18 protein-coding genes are annotated in these 18,405 nt (G+C 38.4%); 4 read left to right on the top strand and 14 right to left on the bottom strand.

Going from position 1 to position 18,405, the window contains the following annotated elements; translation table 11 throughout:
- Positions 1–21: 21 nt before the first annotated feature.
- Genes J2S10_RS04590 through J2S10_RS04580 form a run of 3 tightly spaced genes read right to left on the bottom strand, consistent with a single transcriptional unit; the run spans position 22 to position 3,030 of the window.
- Positions 22–1,302 (bottom strand): MFS transporter, encoded by a 1,281-nt coding sequence (locus J2S10_RS04590; RefSeq protein WP_307404837.1) that lies wholly within the window; start codon positions 1,300–1,302, stop codon positions 22–24.
- A gap of 1 nt (position 1,303) precedes the next feature.
- Positions 1,304–2,263 (bottom strand): sugar kinase, encoded by a 960-nt coding sequence (locus J2S10_RS04585; protein ID WP_307404835.1) that lies wholly within the window; start codon positions 2,261–2,263, stop codon positions 1,304–1,306.
- On the bottom strand, positions 2,245–3,030 hold the full coding sequence (locus tag J2S10_RS04580) for a sugar phosphate isomerase/epimerase family protein (RefSeq protein ID WP_307404833.1): 786 nt from the start codon (positions 3,028–3,030) through the stop codon (positions 2,245–2,247). The genes J2S10_RS04585 and J2S10_RS04580 overlap by 19 nt, the downstream gene beginning before the upstream one ends.
- Before the next feature lie 267 nt (positions 3,031–3,297).
- Between J2S10_RS04580 and J2S10_RS04575 the strand changes: the two genes are divergently transcribed.
- From J2S10_RS04575 to J2S10_RS04560, 4 genes are all read left to right on the top strand, one after another.
- Entirely contained in the window at positions 3,298–4,281 is a 984-nt protein-coding gene (locus tag J2S10_RS04575) for an NAD(P)H-dependent flavin oxidoreductase (RefSeq protein ID WP_307404831.1), read from the top strand.
- A 111-nt stretch (positions 4,282–4,392) separates the two neighbouring features.
- Entirely contained in the window at positions 4,393–4,518 is a 126-nt protein-coding gene (locus tag J2S10_RS04570; RefSeq protein WP_307404829.1) for a hypothetical protein, read from the top strand.
- A gap of 261 nt (positions 4,519–4,779) precedes the next feature.
- Positions 4,780–5,904, top strand: a complete 1,125-nt coding sequence (locus tag J2S10_RS04565) for an ABC transporter ATP-binding protein (RefSeq protein WP_307404827.1) — start codon at positions 4,780–4,782, stop codon at positions 5,902–5,904.
- Positions 5,904–7,469 (top strand): ABC transporter permease/substrate-binding protein, encoded by a 1,566-nt coding sequence (locus J2S10_RS04560; RefSeq protein ID WP_307404824.1) that lies wholly within the window; start codon positions 5,904–5,906, stop codon positions 7,467–7,469. The genes J2S10_RS04565 and J2S10_RS04560 overlap by 1 nt, the downstream gene beginning before the upstream one ends.
- Before the next feature lie 56 nt (positions 7,470–7,525).
- Here J2S10_RS04560 and J2S10_RS04555 read toward each other — a convergent pair whose 3' ends face one another.
- The 11 genes from J2S10_RS04555 to J2S10_RS04505 form a co-directional block, all read right to left on the bottom strand.
- Positions 7,526–8,143 (bottom strand): GntR family transcriptional regulator, encoded by a 618-nt coding sequence (locus J2S10_RS04555; protein ID WP_307404822.1) that lies wholly within the window; start codon positions 8,141–8,143, stop codon positions 7,526–7,528.
- Positions 8,144–8,313: 170 nt separating this feature from the next.
- Positions 8,314–9,675 carry an aspartate kinase gene (locus tag J2S10_RS04550; RefSeq protein ID WP_307404820.1) on the bottom strand — a complete coding sequence of 454 codons (1,362 nt, stop codon included), beginning with the start codon at positions 9,673–9,675 and terminating at the stop codon, positions 8,314–8,316.
- A gap of 185 nt (positions 9,676–9,860) precedes the next feature.
- Positions 9,861–10,475, bottom strand: a complete 615-nt coding sequence (locus J2S10_RS04545; RefSeq protein WP_307404819.1) for an NUDIX hydrolase — start codon at positions 10,473–10,475, stop codon at positions 9,861–9,863.
- 141 nt (positions 10,476–10,616) lie between these two features.
- Positions 10,617–11,780: a homogentisate 1,2-dioxygenase gene (locus tag J2S10_RS04540; protein ID WP_307404817.1), complete on the bottom strand. Its 1,164-nt coding sequence runs from the start codon at positions 11,778–11,780 to the stop codon at positions 10,617–10,619.
- Between the two features lie 20 nt (positions 11,781–11,800).
- On the bottom strand, positions 11,801–12,718 hold the full coding sequence (locus tag J2S10_RS04535) for a fumarylacetoacetate hydrolase family protein (protein ID WP_307404815.1): 918 nt from the start codon (positions 12,716–12,718) through the stop codon (positions 11,801–11,803).
- Between the two features lie 4 nt (positions 12,719–12,722).
- Positions 12,723–13,343: a flavin reductase family protein gene (locus tag J2S10_RS04530; RefSeq protein ID WP_307404813.1), complete on the bottom strand. Its 621-nt coding sequence runs from the start codon at positions 13,341–13,343 to the stop codon at positions 12,723–12,725.
- A 117-nt stretch (positions 13,344–13,460) separates the two neighbouring features.
- A complete protein-coding gene (gene hppD / locus J2S10_RS04525; RefSeq protein ID WP_307404811.1) occupies positions 13,461–14,576 on the bottom strand; it encodes a 4-hydroxyphenylpyruvate dioxygenase in 1,116 nt (371 codons plus the stop codon).
- A 224-nt stretch (positions 14,577–14,800) separates the two neighbouring features.
- Entirely contained in the window at positions 14,801–15,595 is a 795-nt protein-coding gene (locus J2S10_RS04520) for an ABC transporter ATP-binding protein (protein WP_307404809.1), read from the bottom strand.
- Positions 15,570–16,601: an ABC transporter permease gene (locus tag J2S10_RS04515; protein ID WP_307404807.1), complete on the bottom strand. Its 1,032-nt coding sequence runs from the start codon at positions 16,599–16,601 to the stop codon at positions 15,570–15,572. Before J2S10_RS04515 ends, J2S10_RS04520 begins: the two co-directional genes overlap by 26 nt.
- A gap of 131 nt (positions 16,602–16,732) precedes the next feature.
- Complete coding sequence (locus J2S10_RS04510) at positions 16,733–17,731, bottom strand: ABC transporter substrate-binding protein (protein ID WP_307404805.1); 999 nt, start codon at positions 17,729–17,731, stop codon at positions 16,733–16,735.
- A gap of 264 nt (positions 17,732–17,995) precedes the next feature.
- The gene (locus J2S10_RS04505; RefSeq protein ID WP_307404803.1) at positions 17,996–18,127 is read right to left on the bottom strand and encodes a hypothetical protein; all 132 of its coding nucleotides are present in this window, start codon (positions 18,125–18,127) and stop codon (positions 17,996–17,998) included.
- Positions 18,128–18,405 lie beyond the last annotated feature (278 nt).

The raw sequence follows: 18,405 nt of genomic DNA, 5'->3' as shown, positions 1-18,405 counted from the left end.
TCCTCACATCCAATATTATTTTTAAGCGCTTACTTTTACATTCGTTGATTTACTTTGCTTTTTAGCTGAATTTATCGCCCATACTGTTAAAATTGCCGAAAGGAACAAAGACCCTGCCATGAAAATATATGATGCTCCAAACCCACCCGTTGCTCCATTTAGGTAGCCAACAACATAGGAACCAACAAATGAACCTAATGCACCCATACTATTGATAAGCGCCATGGCTCCACCTGCAACATTGCGGGGCAGGATTTCCGGAATGATTGCAAAGAATGGACCGTATGGAGCATACATCGCGCCGCCGGCAATTACTAAAAGGAAAAAGGAAATCCAGAAATGATTCGTTCCGATTGCATAAGAAATATAAAACGCAACCGCACCAATCAATAGGAATGGCCAAACAAAAGCGTTTCGGTTTAATGTTTTATCTGAGAAATACGAAGCTGACAGCATTAAGATAACGGCTAAAATATATGGTACAGAGGATAACCAGCCTGTTTCGACAATACCCATATTCGGCGCTGCCTTTATAATCGAAGGAAGCCACATGACGAAACCATAAACTCCAATACTCCATAGAGCATATTGGATACTTAATAATATAACCGGCTTTGATTTAAATGCTTCACGATAATTTTTAACGGCCTTTAAGCCTGCTTGTTCTTTTTCTAATTGAAGTTCTAACTCATTTTTGTCTTGAGTACTTAACCATTTCGCGTCTTTCGGTTTATCATTAACCACTTTCCACCAAATAAATGCCCAAATCACTGCTGGAAGACCTTCCAGAATAAACATCCATCTCCACCCAAATGCTTTCAGAAGATAACCTGAAGCGATTGACATCCATAAAACCGTTGCCGGATTTCCTAAGATTAAAAAAGTATTTGCGCGCGAACGTTCTGCTTTCGTAAACCAGTGGCTTAAAAACACAAGCATAGCCGGCATAACAGCACTTTCGACAACCCCAAGTGCAAAGCGAATGACAAATAATAGATTAATATTATGAATAAGTCCTGTTGCAGAAGCTAATCCTCCCCATAGGATTAAAGACCAGAAAATTAGCTTTTTTGCACTCTTTTTTTCCGCATAGCTGGCACCTGGTATTTGGAAAAAGAAATAGCCTAGGAAGAAAAGAGATCCCAATAGGGATGAAATGCCCGGTGTAATATGAAGATCCTTCGCTAAGCCTGCAGCTGCACCAAATCCATAATTGGCACGGTCCAGATAGGCTAGACTGTATGTGATAAACGCGATTGGAATTAGATAAAACCATCTTTGCTTTGCAATCGTTTGTATCATACTACTTCACTCCCAGTAAATTATTTTCAATATAATCGTGCAACTGACTTTTGGTTGGATAGCCGTCATTATCGCCCGGTGCCTGGACTGCTAAAGAACCAATTGCATTTCCCCTTAAAACCACATCCTGTATATCGAGGCAGTCTAACAGCCCGCTAATCACGCCAACCGCAAACCCGTCACCGGCCCCGACAGTGTCAATTACTTCCCTTACCTTGAACCCTTCTACCGTGCCTTCTTCCGCGTGTGATTTAAAGAAGGCCCCTGCTTCTCCCAACTTAATTATGACAAGTTCAACACCTTTTTCTAAGTAAAATGAAGCAATGTCATGGGGATTTTTAAAGCCCGTTAAAAGTTCTCCCTCCGACATACCCGGCAAAACAAAGTTTGATTGAAAGGCTATTTCATTGGTTTGTCTCACCATTTCTTCTGTACTTGACCAAAGCGTTGGACGTAAATTCGGATCAAATGAAACCGATCGACCTTGATTTTTCATAAACGACAATGAATGTTTTGCAAACTCTCTCATCTCTGCCGAGAGTGCTAAGGGGATGCCGGTCAAATGCAAATGTCTAGCTGATTTAAAATAGTCTTTATTAAAATCGGTTACACTTAAATGGCTTGCAGCAGAACCCTTTCGGAAATACTGAACTTCCGGATCCCCCGTAAGGACCTTTGATTTTAGCTGAAATCCGGTAGGATAGTAATCATCGAATAAGACTTGGTTTATGTCGACGTTTTCTTTTTTAAGTCTTTCAATAACGAACTTCCCGAACGCATCATTTCCTACTTTACTAACCCACGCCGAACGGAATCCAAGCCGTGAAAGTCCAATTGCTACATTTGTTTCTGCCCCGGCAAGCTCAAGTTGAAATTGACTGACTTCGTGTAATGGGCCCGGATGATCGGCCATAAACATTGCCATGGCTTCCCCAAAGGTAATTACATCAAGCTTTTGCATTGTGCTGCCTCACTTTCCTTTGCTAATTCTTTAATAAACCTTATATACTCTTCTGTTTTTTCTATCGGTTCAATCGGAAATTCAACTGCTTTCATAATATTGCTAGGAAGTTGGAAAAAAGCTTTCTTCCAACTCGTATTCCCTTCATTTTGCAATGGTACGGTAACAGGCTCTCCTTTTTGATTTTCGACCTGTTTTAGATGGAGATAAATCACATACGGTCCAAGTTCACTTAAAGCGAACTCTAAATCTTGATAAGAGTAATACCAGTTTCCTACATCAAACGTCATTTTAACTGAAATACCATACAAGGTAACGCTTTCAAAAAATTCTTTTAAGCGGACTACATCTCCCCCATAACTAGTTTGATCATTTTCAACCAATAATTGAATCTCCGGGTAATCGGATAAGAAATTTTTTAGAACAAAAACATCTGAATGCACTTTTTTAAAATACCCCAATGATACTTTTACCCATTTGGCTCCTAGTTGGTCACCCTCTCTAAATACTTTTGTCAAGTCCTCAATATTTAAAGAATGGTCTTCTCTCCATAATTCGATAGGAGCAGAGTAAACCGTAAAAAGCCCGTATTTTTGAATCTTACTTTTTATCAAATCAAGTTGTAAATTTTTTTCTGGCAGCAGCTCACGGCGAATTTCAATACCATAAGCCCCTGATTGAGCAATTAACTTTATGAATGCTGCCTGCCCATTCTTCAAAACTTGCCATCTTTCAAAGGCATTTAACGGAACAATCACATTTGTCATTTGATAGCCCCTTTCAACGAATAATTTATAAATCATTTTAATAAATCGGTTTAGTAAATCGATTTATTAATAGTATAAAATGAATGTAAGCGCTTTTCAAGAGAATTTTCAAAAAAAAATAATTTACATTAATGCCCATTATTTTTCCAACATCTCTTATATTTGTTAAAAAATAATATTATCAACTTCTATGACCAGGTAACATAAATCACATACATTTCTAAAACAAGATGGTACTATTCAAAAGAAGTCAATTAATAATATCAATTGAAACGGGGTTTTGATTTGAACTTTCCACAATTAAAAATAGGTCATATGATGCCAAAAGTTCCGATTATGCAAGGTGGAATGGGCGTTGGTATTTCATTAAGTAAATTGGCTTCCGCAGTCGCAAATGCCGGAGGAATTGGGATCATTTCCGGAACAGGAATTTCGGTAGAGGAAATGCGTGAACATATAAAAAAAGCAAAAAGTCTTGTGAAAGACGCAGGTTATATTGGCGTAAACGTATTGTTTGCTATGAATGATTTTGCAGAAAAAATGAAGGCTGCTCTCGAAGAAAAAGTTGATTTTATTATTTCCGGTGCAGGTATCTCGAGGGATATGTATGCTTGGGGCAAACAAACCGGTACTCCCGTTATTTCTATTGTCTCATCTGCGAAATTGGCTAGAATTTCTGAAAAACTGGGAGCTGCCGCAGTTGTAGTGGAAGGTTTTGAAGCAGGAGGCCATTTAGGAACGGATAGACCTATGTTTGAAATCCTACCTGAGATTATTGAAGCAGTTTCCATACCTGTCATTGCCGCAGGAGGGATAATGACTGGCGGTGATATTGCAAAAGCTCTTGGAATGGGTGCATCAGGGGTTCAAATGGGCACCAGATTTGTAGCAAGTGAGGAATGTGATGCTCCTCTCGCTTTTAAACAAAAATATGTTGATGCAAGTAAAGAGGATACTGTTCTTGTCAAAACGACCGTCGGTTTGCAAGGTAGAGCGATTATAAATAACTTTACCAAAAAGATTAGTGGACCAGACAAGTTGAAAATCGCAAAATGCCATGATTGCTTAAAAAATTGTTCTTATCGTTTTTGTACTCTCGATTCTTTACTAACATCTGTCTCTGGTGATGTAGATAACGGACTTGTTTTTGCAGGTGCTAGAGTAGACGAAATCAAGGAAATTTTACCGGTCCAACAAATTATCAATAATCTTACAGCAGAGTACAGTGATGCAATAAACCAAGAGCTTTAGGAGCAACTCGTTGCAATTGTATTGGAACCAAAAATTATGAAATTGTAGACTAAAAAACACCTCCTTGTACAAAATAATCACCTAAGAGATTCGAAAGGAGGTTAATCAGTCATGACAAATCGTAACGATAACCGCGAGCGCATGAATAAGTACCCTAATAACAAGAAGCAAGAAACTGAATTCGCTAAAGAAACGAATATTCGCAGTGAAATCACGAAAAAAGACTTGCAAAAATAATTTAATGTCAATAAATTTCTTTTCAGGTAGACGGATTAACAACGTCTACCTTCTTTTTTCTATATCTATCCTAATTTATATAACCCTATTTTCATCCCAAGGATAAATCGGCTCACTTTGCAGAGTTATTTTTTTGTGCGAGAAAATGGAAAGCCATATCCTTTGACCTTTTGTGAACGATTCGACAAACCAACAACTTTTATGTTACGATTAAGTTGTTACATGCCAAAGGGTTATTATTTATTTGAGGGAGGAATGAAATTGATTCAATTTAAAAACATCGAAAAGAAATATCGGACCAAAACAATCATCAATCCTTTTTCCTTGGACATTGAAGCAGGTCAGTTGGTGGTTTTTATTGGACCGAGCGGTTGTGGTAAGACAACACTACTCAAAATGATTAATAGGTTAATAGAGCCGACGGCTGGAAACATCTTTGTAAATGGAATTGATATTTCTGCTATGAATGCCATCGATCTGCGCAGAAATATTGGTTATGTCATCCAAAATACCGGATTATTTCCACATATGTCCATTAAAGAGAACCTAGAATTAATTCCGAAGCTAAAAGGGGAAGATCCCAGTTTAATTAGTAAGAAAACGAAGGAATTACTTGAGTTGGTGGGATTGGATCCCGTGGAGTATTTGCACCGGTTTCCAAAAGAATTAAGTGGAGGACAACAGCAAAGAATTGGTGTAGCAAGAGCCTTCTCCACTAACTCTGATATCATTTTAATGGATGAACCATTCAGTGCATTGGATCCTGTTACAAGAAGCTCACTGCAGGATGAATTATTTCAAATGCAGAAGGAACTAAATAAAACCATCATTTTCGTCACGCACGACATGGACGAAGCCATTAAAATTGCAGATAAAATTTGTATATTAAAAGATGGAGATATCCTCCAATACGATACCCCGGAGAATATCTTAAAAAATCCTGCTAATGAATTTGTTGAGGATTTTATTGGAAAAAGAAGAGTTTGGAACAATCCCGAACTATTACTCGCGGAAGACATTATGATCCATCATCCGGTTAAAATTACGGCTCAGCGGAATGTCCTGCAGGCAATTGAAATTATGAAGGACAATAAAGTAGACAGCTTAATGGTGACAGACAAAAATAATATTCTTAGAGGAATGGTCACGTTAAAGAGTATTCAATTACTTAATCGGAATTCTGCAATAGAATTAGTAATGGAACAAAATATCCAATCTGTCTCACAGGATGCAAATTTAATATCGGTGTTATCAACGATGAATGAGCATAAAATCGGATATCTTCCTGTCGTAAATCATGCAAAACAGTTAATTGGTCTCATAACAAGGAGCAGTATCTTATCAGCATTAAGCAGCCAATTAATTGATTTGGAGGTGACTTTTTAATGAATAATTTTTGGAATTATCTAGCCACAAATTATCAGCAAATATTCAATTTGCTTGGACAACATCTTCTGTTAAGTATCGTTTCGGTATTAATCGCCGTTGTAATTGGAATCCCGCTTGGAATCCTTATTTCAAGGGAACCAAAGCTCTCAAAACCAATCATTGGGACCACGAATGTCATCCAGGCAATCCCAAGCTTAGCCCTGCTTGGCTTTTTGATTCCATTTATCGGAATTGGAAGTACTCCAGCCATTGTCATGGTCGTTCTCTATTCCCTTCTTCCAATCGTCAAAAACACCTATACAGGTTTAACTAATATTGATGCAGACATTCTGGAAGCCGCCAAAGGTATCGGTTTAACTAAAAGTCAAACGATGAGAAAGGTTCAGTTGCCACTAGCCTTCCCGATGATTATGGCGGGTATCAGAATTTCAGCAGTTACCGCTGTTGGATTAATGACAATTGCAGCCTTTGTTGGTGCAGGCGGACTTGGGTACCTTGTATTCTCAGGCGTGCAAACCGTCGACAATAATATGATTTTAGCAGGAGCCATTCCAGCATGTATTTTAGCACTTGTCATCGACTTCGTTGTTGGGAAGCTCGAATCTTCTTTCTCATATGCCACCAAACACCAATCTGCCAAAGGTGCTGCAGGGTCAGTCAAGAAAACGCGCAGATGGATGATTGGCTTGTCTTGCATGATTTTAGCAGCTGGAGGCGCATTTACTATCTATTCAAAAGCGAATGCAGAGGATAAAATAATAATTGGTTCAAGAAACTTTAGTGAACAATTGATATTAGGCAATATTTTAGCAGATTTAATAGAAAACAAAACTAATATAAAAGTAGAAAGGAAATTAAATCTTGGAGGTACCCAGGTGACTTTCAGCGCCCTAAATAAAGGCGATATTGACATGTATGTAGAATATACAGGTACAGGATTAGTTGATATTCTAAAGAAAAGTCCGCAAAGTGATCCTGAACAAGTTTATGATACAGTCCAAAAGGAATTTAATAATAAATATAAGATTCAACTATTGAAACCGCTTGGATTCAATAACACCTATGCCTTGGCTGTCCGCCAAGATACGGCAAAACAGTATCATTTGAACACAATAACCGATCTTGCTAAAGTCAGCAGCGGGCTAATCATCGGACCAACGATTGAATTTCCAAACAGAGCGGACGGATTAATTGGACTTACGAAAACATATAATATCAATTTTAAAGATGTAAAAGCGGTTGATGGAGGTTTACGATATACGGCATTAAACAATCATAAAAGTGATGTTATTGATGCCTTTTCCACGGATGGGCTGCTAAAGGCCTTTCATTTAAGGGTATTAAAGGATGATAAACACTTCTTCCCCCCATACTACGCAGTGCCTATAATTAAGAAAGAAACATTAAAAAAACATCCGGAATTAAAAACCATCATTAATTCCCTTTCAGGTAAGCTTACTGATGAAAAAATGCGCGATCTGAATTATAAAGTTGATAGCCTAAAGCAATCACCTGCAAAAGTAGCAAAAGAATTTTTAGAAACAGAAGGATTATTGAAGTAAAAAGAAAAGCCGGTTCTCTCATCATGAGTTGACCCGGCTTTTCTTTCTTTCAAAACCTATTCCTGCAAAAAATGAACGACTCGATCATAGGTTTTTTCATCACCAATTATCAACAATACATCCCCTTGGAGAATCAAAGCATATGGGCCTGGTGAGATGATCATTTCTCCCTCTCGCTTCATCCCAATAACAGTACCTCCAGTATTTTGCCAAAACTTCACTTCAGAGATGGTCTTCCCAATATGGATGCAGCCAGGAAATACCTCTACCTCAATCGGCGCCAATGGGTTCGTATGCCGAAGTTTCCCAGAGTAATCCATGATTTTTCTAAGAGTATCGAATAGTTGCCCATCCAGCTGGTCCCGCTCTGCAATCAGCGTGTTCATTTGCTTTTCAAGATCTTTGATACTTTCTAAATTCGAAAAACGTTGGATATATTTAAATGCATTCTCCCGGGAAGAAATAACAATCCCGCTTCCCTTTGCAGAATGAACAATTTCGACATCCTCTAATATCTTTATTGCTCTTCTTACCGTCTCTGGGGATACCTTGTATTCACTGGCTAATGTGGATCTCCCATGTATTTTTTCCCCTACCTTAAATTGTCCATCGTTTATTCGATTCGCCAAATCAATCGCTATCCGCTCATAGGTTGGTATTTGTGCCCTTTGCATAGAATCCTCCGACATTATTGATTCATAAAGAAGTCTTTACCTAAATTACAGTTTGACACATATCCACTATAAACTTTTAACCGGCTGTTTGCGAGCAGAAATGGAATGAATATTAAAATGGCCGCCATGCCGGCAGCCATTTTAAGTTTTTTAGGATAGATAATACTACACTACACTGTCACTGCCGCAAAAAACTCATCGTAAAGTGCTTGCACCGCTTTTTTCTCTTCTACCTCTTTCACGCCAAACATCATGCTCACCTCAGAGGAACCCTGGTTAATCATTTCTATATTGACCTTTGCCTTTGCAAGGGCTTTGGAAGCTCTTGCCATCGTCCCTACATTACGGCGCATACCTTCACCAACCACCATTATGAGAGCCAGACCACGCTCGATTTTCACCTCATCTGCATGTAATTCTGTTATAATCCGATGTTTAATTTCTATTTCCAATTCAGAACTAAGCTGATTTTCGCGCAAAATGATGGACACATCATCAATTCCCGAAGGTGTGTGTTCATATGATAGCCCGTATTCTTCTAAGATACTTAAAAGTTTACGTCCGAAGCCAATTTCTCTATTCATTAAGTATTTACTTACATATATACTGCAAAAACCTTGATCACTCGCTATTCCAATAGCAGGACCATTTGTGTTATCACGTTCATAAACAATTTTCGTCCCAGGTGCAGACGGATTATTCGTATTCTTGATCTGAACCGGAATCCCGGCTCTGAATGCAGGAACAAGCGCTTCGTCATGTAATACTGTAAAGCCTGCATAAGAAAGCTCACGCATTTCTCTGTATGTTAATTCCTTGATTTCTTTAGGTCTTTCAACAATAAAAGGATTGACGGAGTATACAGCATCCACATCGGTAAAGTTTTCATATAAGTCTGCCTTTAGCCCATTAGCAAGGATTGAACCGGTAATATCCGACCCGCTGCGTGAAAAAGTGAACACTTCTCCATCTTTGCTATAACCGAAGAAACCCGGAAAAATTAAAATACCTGAGCGCTCTCGAAGTGAATAGAGCCGTCCATATGATTCCTCTAAAACTTGAGCATTACCCGGCTCATCACTTACTAGAAGCCCGGCTTCTCCAGGATCAATATAATGGGCCTCTATTCCCTGTTTACGAAAATAAGCGGCAACCAATTTTGCGTTATTATCCTCTCCACTCGCTTTTACCAGATCCATAAATCTATCAGGCTTGCTTCTATCTCCGTTAAGCCTTTCCGATAAATCATGTTCAATCTCCTTAATAACTTGATTCGGAAGAGCTAATTCCTCTGCGATAGAAGAATATCTTTCGATGACCGCTTCAAATGTTACCTTTGGATCCCTATTCAGTAAGCATTGTTCGGCACACTCAATTAATAAATCAGTTACCTTTTGATCATCTGAATACCTTTTCCCTGGAGCTGATACAACGACTACTTTCCGCTCGGGATCTAAATTAACAATCCGGAATACTTTCTCGATTTGTTTACCGGATGCTAATGAGGACCCTCCAAACTTAATTACTTTCATTCTGACATCTCCTAATCTCTGAAAAATATAATTTTAATTTTAATCCTATTCAGAAAATAATCAAGAGTTTTTTCTACCTCAAGAGGACATTTGTATTTTTCTAAAGGACATTATTGATTTGATAATAAAAAAACAGGGATTCCAAACATGGAATCCCTGCTTTTACTGGTAATGTTCATAACTATTTAACGAAGTATTTCAATAAGATGGCAAAGAATTTTAGCCGTTAATCCCCAAATTACCTTTTCTCCATATTGATAAAAATATTCGTCCAGTCCTCTTGCCCGCCAATTGTAATTTTCACCGCCAGGTATTAAGTTAAATGGAAAGTTCCCCTCAGGTGCCACCTTAAAGTTTATTTGATATATTTCCGGATTTGTATTCATAAAGAAAGACAAAGGTACCGTGAAAATGTCTCCTACTTCTGATGGATTTGGCTGAATCGTTTCCGGTTTATTTATGAAGCCGACAAACGGATAGATAATCATACCGAAAGGAGAGAGCATAAAATCGAGCGGGAAAACACCTTTGATATTCTCTTCTATAATACCTAATTCCTCAACAGTCTCACGTATCGCTGCATCTTTTTCCGTTGAATCCTGTGAATCAATTTTTCCTCCGGGAAAGCATATTTCACCGGGCTGTCTTCTTAATTCAATTGATCTGACTTCAAATAATACATGGATACCATCTTCTTTTTGAATCAATGGTAATAGGACAGCATATTTTGAAAATTTATCACTTCCGAGGATTTTGGGTGCATGTTTTTTTAATTTCATCATTAGAGTTTCTAATTCCATTGAATTCACCTCTTATCACCTTTAAAACATCCTATATATACAATACCATTTTTTACAATCTTTAATCGTTTTTATTTTTCATTTCTATACCTAAAAAAACAATCCAACCTTTTTCAAGTCGGATTGTCTTACTAGCGATACTTATTCATTCTTTTCAATCCAAGAATACATATATGCTGGATCTTCAAGGCGGCCTGCTTCCTTAACTGCCCTTAAAGGGTGAAAGGTGTCGATCATCACTGCAAGTTCGAGTGTTTCTTTTTTCCCGATGCTCGCTTCAATTTTCCCCGGATGTGGACCGTGTGGAATTCCACTGGGATGAAGTGTTATAGAACCCTCTTGGATACCCTTTCGACTCATAAAATTGCCTTTAACGTAATAAAGGAGCTCGTCACTATTGACGTTGCTATGATAATACGGTGCCGGAATGGACTCCGGGTGATAATCATATAGCCGCGGGACAAAGGAACAGACTACAAAATTGTTTCCTTCAAAGGTTTGATGGACGGGTGGAGGCTGGTGGACCCTGCCTGTTATTGGTTCGAAATCTTCAATATTAAATGCCCAAGGATATAGATAACCATCCCAACCTACCACATCAAGCGGATGATGCCCAATAATATGGGAATGAATAAAACCTCTCGATTTCGTTAATACTTCATGTTCACCTTTTTGATTAAAAGTAACTAATGTCTCAGGTCCGCGGAAATCCCGTTCGCAAAATGGACTGTGCTCTAATAATTGGCCGTATTCATTCCGATAGCGCCTTGGGGTTGTAATTTGGCTAAAAGACTCAACAAACAATAGTTTTGTCACTTCATTTTCGTTAGGTATCAAGCGATAAATCGTCCCAATCGGTATGATTAGATAATCACCAGAACGATACGAAATGGTCCCGTACATCGTTTCAAGCTTTCCTGAACCACAATGAATAAAGAGTAATTCATCTCCGTCTCCATTCCGATAAAAGCTTTGCATTGCTTCTGTCACATTAGCTGTACCAATTAATAAATCCTGATTTCCCAGTAGATATTCCCGTGCTTTAATGGCATCACCAATTTTTAGTATCTTGCTGGTAAAAAAATGACGATGCTTTAATGACTGCTGTTTTTCATATTCAGGTAAATAACTTCCGACTAATTCAGATTTAACGACCTCCGTTGGCAAGAATTGATGATATAAAATCGATTGGGTACCTGAAAAACCTCTTGTTCCCATTACCTGCTCTCTAAAAAGAGTTCCATCTTCTTTTTTAAACATCGTATGCCGTTTGTACGGTATTTTCCCCATTTGACGATAATACATCGCTTCACCTCTTTTCTATCTTAAACAATGGTATTCTTTAAAACTCCTAATCTTTCAATTTCGAGCTCTATATCATCACCGGGTTTAAGCCAGCGGTGGACCTTTGCTCCAAGCTCAAGGATACATCCCGTCCCAACTGTTCCTGAGCCAATGATTTCACCCGGATAGAGCGTGACGTCTTCTGACGCCCTTTCAATCATTTCTGCAAACGAAAAATAGATATCTTTCCAATTACCTTCTGAAAGAGTAACTCCGTTAACTCGTGCACTCATAGCTAGGTTGAACCCTTTTCCAATTTTTAAGGATTTAAACTCGTCCTTCGTAACAATCCATGGTCCAATTGAGGTCGCGAAGTCTTTTCCTTTTGCAGGACCAAGTCCTACTTTCATTTCCTTCCTTTGCAGGTCTCTGGCACTCCAATCGTTTAAAATACAATAACCAAAAATATGATCATCTGCTTCTTCAGCACGAATATTTCTGCCTTTTTTTCCAATGATGCAGGCGATCTCAAGCTCATAATCAAGCCAGTCGCATTTAATTGGCAAAGCAATTTCATCATTAGGACCCTTTATGGCAAGATGATTGGAAAAATAAAAAACAGGAATTTCATACCATTCCGTTACCATTTTAAGTCCCCTGTTTTCCCTGGCCCTTTTTACATGCTGCTCAAACGCATAAAAATCACGAAAGCTTCTTGGCTGAGGCAGAGGTGCCTTTAATTTAAGCTCACTCAATGGGTATACCCCTTTATTTTCATTGGATAGAGATAATAAACCTGAAGATTTCTCTAATAACTCTTCGTTATGATCAAGAAACTCGATTAGATTATCCGGTAGCACACCATCTGTAGCTTCGTTAAGATCAATTACATAGTCCTGACCCAATAATAAACCTGCCTTAATTGTTCCATCCTTCTTTTCAAAAGTGACAAATTTCATTAACTCACCTTTCTTCCATTCTTCGAACCATATCAAACATTCTTGCCAATGGATCAGTAAATGTATTTCCTGCCATCCTTCCAATTGGGTGCAGCTTAGCTGTATCGATTCTTCCATTGTTAAATAACTCATCTTTTATGTGTACCTGAATAACCTTGCCGATCACAAGGCTGCCGGCCCCGGGTTTTTCCCCAAAATGTAAAACCTGATACAGTTCACATTCTAAATGGACAAGTGATTCCCTTATTCGAGGAGCTTTTATCTTTATACTTGGTTCTTTCGTTAAACCGACCCGCTCCATTTCGTCGATTTCAGGAGCATATTCAATCCCGCAGTCATTCATCTGTACAGCCATTTCTTCACTAACAATATTAATGACAAATTGACCGGTGGTTTCTATGTTTACAAGGGTATCTTTTTTCGCTCCATCAGATCCCCTTCTCATTGGTGAAAAACAGACAAGCATCGGGTTGGCACAAATTGCAGTAAAGAAGCTGAATGGTGCGGCATTTCCTGTTCCCTTTTCATCAATTGTCGACACAAAGGCAATCGGACGGGGCAGGATTGATCCAATCAATAGCTTATATGCATCTCTCCACTCAAGTGTTTCCGAGTTGATTTCCATTTAAAATTCACCACACTTTCCTATAGCCTCTTATCTTTGAAAAAAGGGAGAAATAATTCTCCCTCTTTCCACTATATTTATCCCCATTCAAAATATATCGTGCTATTTTTAATTTTTTTATAGATTTCCCCGTCTTTCCTGCTCCCGTTCAATAGACTCAAATAGTGCTTTAAAATTTCCTTCCCCAAAACCCCTGGCCCCCTTACGCTGAATAATTTCCACAAATAAGGTAGGACGGTCTACAATCGGTTTGGTGAAAATTTGCAGTAGGTATCCTTCATCATCCCGATCTACTAAAATATTCAACTCTCGGAGCTTCTCTATTTCTTCATCTATCTTCCCAATTCGCTCTCCTAATGCTTCATAGTAAGAACCCGGGGTAGTGAGGAACTCTACGCCGTTCTTTCTCAACGTTGTTACTGTAGAAACGATATCCTCTGTTAAGACTGCAAGGTGCTGGACACCTGGACCGTTATAGAATTCTAAATATTCTTGGATTTGTGATTTGCGTTTTCCCACTGCTGGTTCATTGATTGGAAACTTGATTCGACCGCCATTATGCATAACCTTTGACATTAGTGCAGAATATTCAGTGGTGATGTCTTTGTCTGAGAAATGCTTCATTTCTTTAAAGCCCATTACTTTGGAGTAATATTCTACCCACTCCTCCATACTCTCCACGTTTCCAACCACATGGTCAAACCCAATTAAGCCGGCATCCTCAATTGGCAAATATTGATTGTAGGGCTCAAATCCGGGGATAAAAAGCCCTTGATAATTTTTCCGTTCGATTAACGTATGGATCGTATCTCCATATGTACCCAGAACGGCTTTTTTCACTACACCCTTTTCATCCTTCAATTCAAATGGTGCTGCGTGTGCAATCGCACCTCTTTCAACAGCTGCCTGAAATGCTTTTTCGACGTCATCAACTAAAAGGGCGATGTCTTTTACACCATCACCGTGCTTTTTTACAAATTGCGCGACCCTGCTATCTTCTTTGTAAGAGCCGGTCAGGATAAGGCGGATATTCCGTTGCTTGAGAACATAAGAAACCGTTTCGCGATTTCCTGTTTCAAGACCTGAATAAGCTACAGGCCGAAACCCGAACGCTGTGCAAAAAAAGTGACAAGCCTGCTTGGCATTACCGGTAAAAATTTCTATATAATCAACATCTCTCACAGGAAAAAAATCATTTACCAGCTGATCGGCTTTTATTCTTTGCTCCTTCATTCGAAAACCTCCAATAATAAAAAAATAATATTCTGAATTAATAATAAATGAATTATTCCTTACTTCTCAAGAGTTGGAGGTAAAGCAATAACGCTTTTAGGCATTAAAGAATGATAGGTAAACAGCTTGAAAAAGAACTAAAAAAAAAACATTCCTATTAAAGAATGTTTCCTTTGACTAAATAACCAATATTTTTTAGGTAAAAAAATCTTTCGTCAAAATAATTATGAAAGAATGGCTCGGTCGCTCGCCATTTGAACACCGCGAATTCTTTTAAATTCCTCTAATAAGCCCTCGATCGTCAGCTGTTTCTTATTTTCCTCGTTTACTTCTAATATAATTTGTCCCTTATCCATCATGATTAATCGATTGCCAAGATCAATTGCCTGCTGCATATTATGGGTAACCATTAAGGTTGTCAGCTGATACCGATCGACAATTTCCCTTGTAAGGTTCGTAATCAACTCCGCTCTCGACGGGTCAAGTGCCGCCGTGTGTTCATCCAGAAGCAAAATCGCGGGCTCCGTAAATGTGGCCATTAAGAGAGAAAGGGCCTGCCGTTCACCACCGGACAAGAGACCAACTTTGGCATTTAGTCGATTTTCCAAACCAAGATGCAAAGATTCAAGCACTTCCCGGAAATAATCGCGTCTTTTTTTCGTTACTCCTCTTCTAAGCGTTCTCGTTTTGTTACGGGAAAAAGCCATAGCAAGATTTTCTTCAATTGTCATACTTGGAGCTGTACCCGCCATCGGATCCTGAAAGACACGGCCTATCATTTTTGACCGATTAAATTCAGACATATGAGTAACATTTTTTTCACCAATATGAATTTCGCCTACATCAGGGGTTAAAACACCGGAAATGATGTTCATTAAGGTTGACTTACCGGCACCATTACTTCCGATAATGGTCACAAAGTCACCTTGTTTTAGCGTTAAGTTGACATGATCAATGGCGATTTTTTCATCGGGTGTCCCTTCATTAAAAATCTTATGAATCTGATTTAAGTGCAACATGACTCTCACCCTTTCGTTCGCCGGAAGCCTGAAGATTCGTCATTCTTTCTGCTCTTTTACGAGCTTTACGCTTTTTCTCTTTTGAATTTTCAATCATTTTCGGGGCAGTTAACGCAATAAGGACAATGATTGCTGTAATTAGCTTCACATCACCAGGACTAAAGAACTCAATTCTTAAAGCTAAAGTTACGACAATACGATAAATAATCGATCCTCCAATTACTGCAAATGTTGTACGGGCGATCGTTTTGGTCCCAAATAATGCTTCACCAATGATGACTGATGCTAAACCGATAATGATCATTCCAATTCCCATACCAACATCTGCAAACCCGCCTTGTTGAGCTATTAAGGCACCTGAGAAAGCTACCAAAGCATTAGAAAGCCCAAGACCCAATACAACAAGGAGATTTGTATTTGCCGAAAGACTTCGAATCATGCGTTTATTATCACCTGTCGCTCTTACCGCAAGACCAATTTCAGTCTGTAAAAACCAGTCCGTAATCCATTTTATTAGGAAAGTTACAACAACCATAAAAATAAGAATACCCCAAGTTTCCGGTAAACTGTCTCCAAGGCCAATAGCTGTTAACATTTTGTTAAGAAAGGAATCGATTCCTGTTTTTTCAAACATACTGCTGATTTTTGTAAATGCTGTATCAGTATTTAAGAGTGGAATATTGGATTTCCCCATAATTCTCAGATTAATAGAATAGAGGGCAATCATCATTAATATCCCGGAAAGTAAATTATTTATTTTTCCAAAGGTGTGAATTAAACCGGTTAAACAGCCTGCGGCAAATCCGGCAATAAGTGCCATCATTGTGGCCAAAAACGGATTGACCCCGCCGGCAATCATGACTGCTGAAATCGCAGCTCCGGTTACAAAACTCCCATCTACTGTTAAATCCGGAAAATCCAGTATTCGAAAGGATAGATAGACACCGAGAGCCATAATCGCATAAATGATACCGGCTTCAAATGAACCGAATATCGCTGTAAACATTTTGATCATCTTCCTTTCCTTATGTCTAATGGCCAAAGCAAAACCTTTTATCGCCATCATTGATATATGAATGAGCCAAGGCTGACTCGATATTCAATGGGTCAGCCTTGTAAGTTTAAATTTAATTTCAATTAATTACCTTCATAAAATTCGCCAAGCTTTTTCCAATCATCGTTTACTTTTAACCCTTGAGCTTCAGCAGCTTTTTTGTTAATCACAAGCTTTAAGGTTTTCGGAAGTTCAACAGGAATCTCTGAAGGCTTTTTCTTACCTGTTAAAATATCAGCAGCCATCAGACCTGATTGATAACCGATATCAAAATAATTGAAACCACTTGCGGCAACTGCTCCTCTTTTCATGGAATCAAGTTCGCCGACGAAAAGGGGAATTTTCTTGCTATTGGCAACTGAAATGACTGACTCCAAGGCCGAAACCACTGTATTGTCTGTCGGAATGTAAATTGCATCGACACGGCCTACTAATGACTCTGCCGCCTGTTTAACTTCCGCAGAAGATGAAACCGAAACTTCTACGAGTTTAGCTCCCTTTTCTTCTGCTAATTGTTTTACCGTTTTTACCTGTACAACTGAATTCTGCTCACCTGAATTATAAATGACACCAATCTTCTTCGCTTTTACTTCGTCTGTAATAAAGCTAATCGTCTTTTTCGTTGCATCAGGGTGATTATCTGTTGTACCGGTAATATTTTTCCCCGGTTTATCAAATGACTTCACTAAGCCGGCTCCTACAGGGTCTGTTACTGATGTAAAGACAATCGGAATTTCCTTCGTAGCATTTAATGCCGCAGTAGCACTTGGGGTTGCATTAGCAAAAATCAAGTCCACTTTGTCCCCGACAAAATTTTTGGCAATTGTTTGTGTATTATTCATATCAGCTTGTGCATTTTGCTCATCATACTTGACCTTAATACCTTTGTCCGCTAATGCCTTTTTAAATCCATTTGTTGCTGCATCAAGCGATGGGTGAACGGCAAATTGACTAATCCCAATTTTAAATTCCTTTTCAGCACTATCTTTTTTCGTACTGCCAGCAGTTTCTTTACTTGCGCACCCGGCAAGCATCAACATTCCCGCTAACACAAAGGAAAGCGATTTGATATTCTTCTTCATTAACTTAAATCCCCCTTGAAATTAATTATTCTAATAATTTTTTATATTTAAAAATTATTCTAGTATTTTTTTGCTCTACAATCAATAGATATTCTAAAAATATTTTTGCGCTTTAAAGCATGTTATTCTAAATTGTGGTCAATCTATATGAATTTTCTGTTAGAAGTTGCAAAAATTAATCCTTTTTGCAACAGAAAAAGAGCCTTCTCATAAAATAGAAGGCTTGACCAAAATGTATTTTAGGTATGATTGGGGCAGCAAATTTCAAGTCCAATCACTTGTACTCTCAAGTAATTGGTCAATTTCAATTGGAAACACTTTAAAGTTACTTTTCTCAGATGTTAGATCTGATGTAGATTCTAGCAATTTGTCAATATCAATCATTACGAGTCCCATATCTAACCTCCAAAGTAGTTTAGGTAATCATCTTAAAAAAGTATTCGAACCATGAATCACCTATGTGGGGGTGCTTGTGAAAAAATTCAACAAATCTCCTATATGAGCTTCCTAACTTCACTTTGAAGTAAACAGTAAATAGGGGTGATTGCTTTGATTAAAATACTAGTAAAAGTATGATTTTTTTCACTATTTTTCCAGATAAAGCAGATTACAATGAAAGATGGAATTAAGCAAGCAGTTGGGGGACTACTTGTTTGATTAACCAAATTATAGGA

The sequence above is a fragment of the Neobacillus ginsengisoli genome (assembly GCF_030813055.1).
The sequence above is the reverse complement of the archived record's forward strand: the minus strand, read 5'-3'. Positions and strand labels throughout refer to the sequence as shown.

Bases quoted from the DNA above. Each gene is read 5' to 3' on its own strand.
- J2S10_RS04590 (WP_307404837.1), bottom strand. From the start codon at position 1,302: ATGATACAAACGATTGCAAAGCAAAGATGGTTTTATCTAATTCCAATC.
- J2S10_RS04585 (WP_307404835.1), bottom strand. From the start codon at position 2,263: ATGCAAAAGCTTGATGTAATTACCTTTGGGGAAGCCATGGCAATGTTT.
- J2S10_RS04580 (WP_307404833.1), bottom strand. From the start codon at position 3,030: ATGACAAATGTGATTGTTCCGTTAAATGCCTTTGAAAGATGGCAAGTT.
- J2S10_RS04570 (WP_307404829.1), top strand. From the start codon at position 4,393: ATGACAAATCGTAACGATAACCGCGAGCGCATGAATAAGTACCCTAAT.
- J2S10_RS04560 (WP_307404824.1), top strand. From the start codon at position 5,904: ATGAATAATTTTTGGAATTATCTAGCCACAAATTATCAGCAAATATTC.
- J2S10_RS04555 (WP_307404822.1), bottom strand. From the start codon at position 8,143: ATGCAAAGGGCACAAATACCAACCTATGAGCGGATAGCGATTGATTTG.
- J2S10_RS04550 (WP_307404820.1), bottom strand. From the start codon at position 9,675: ATGAAAGTAATTAAGTTTGGAGGGTCCTCATTAGCATCCGGTAAACAA.
- J2S10_RS04545 (WP_307404819.1), bottom strand. From the start codon at position 10,475: ATGGAATTAGAAACTCTAATGATGAAATTAAAAAAACATGCACCCAAA.
- J2S10_RS04540 (WP_307404817.1), bottom strand. From the start codon at position 11,780: ATGTATTATCGTCAAATGGGGAAAATACCGTACAAACGGCATACGATG.
- J2S10_RS04535 (WP_307404815.1), bottom strand. From the start codon at position 12,718: ATGAAATTTGTCACTTTTGAAAAGAAGGATGGAACAATTAAGGCAGGT.
- J2S10_RS04530 (WP_307404813.1), bottom strand. From the start codon at position 13,343: ATGGAAATCAACTCGGAAACACTTGAGTGGAGAGATGCATATAAGCTA.
- hppD (WP_307404811.1), bottom strand. From the start codon at position 14,576: ATGAAGGAGCAAAGAATAAAAGCCGATCAGCTGGTAAATGATTTTTTT.
- J2S10_RS04520 (WP_307404809.1), bottom strand. From the start codon at position 15,595: ATGTTGCACTTAAATCAGATTCATAAGATTTTTAATGAAGGGACACCC.
- J2S10_RS04515 (WP_307404807.1), bottom strand. From the start codon at position 16,601: ATGTTTACAGCGATATTCGGTTCATTTGAAGCCGGTATCATTTATGCG.
- J2S10_RS04510 (WP_307404805.1), bottom strand. From the start codon at position 17,731: ATGAAGAAGAATATCAAATCGCTTTCCTTTGTGTTAGCGGGAATGTTG.
- J2S10_RS04505 (WP_307404803.1), bottom strand. From the start codon at position 18,127: ATGGGACTCGTAATGATTGATATTGACAAATTGCTAGAATCTACATCA.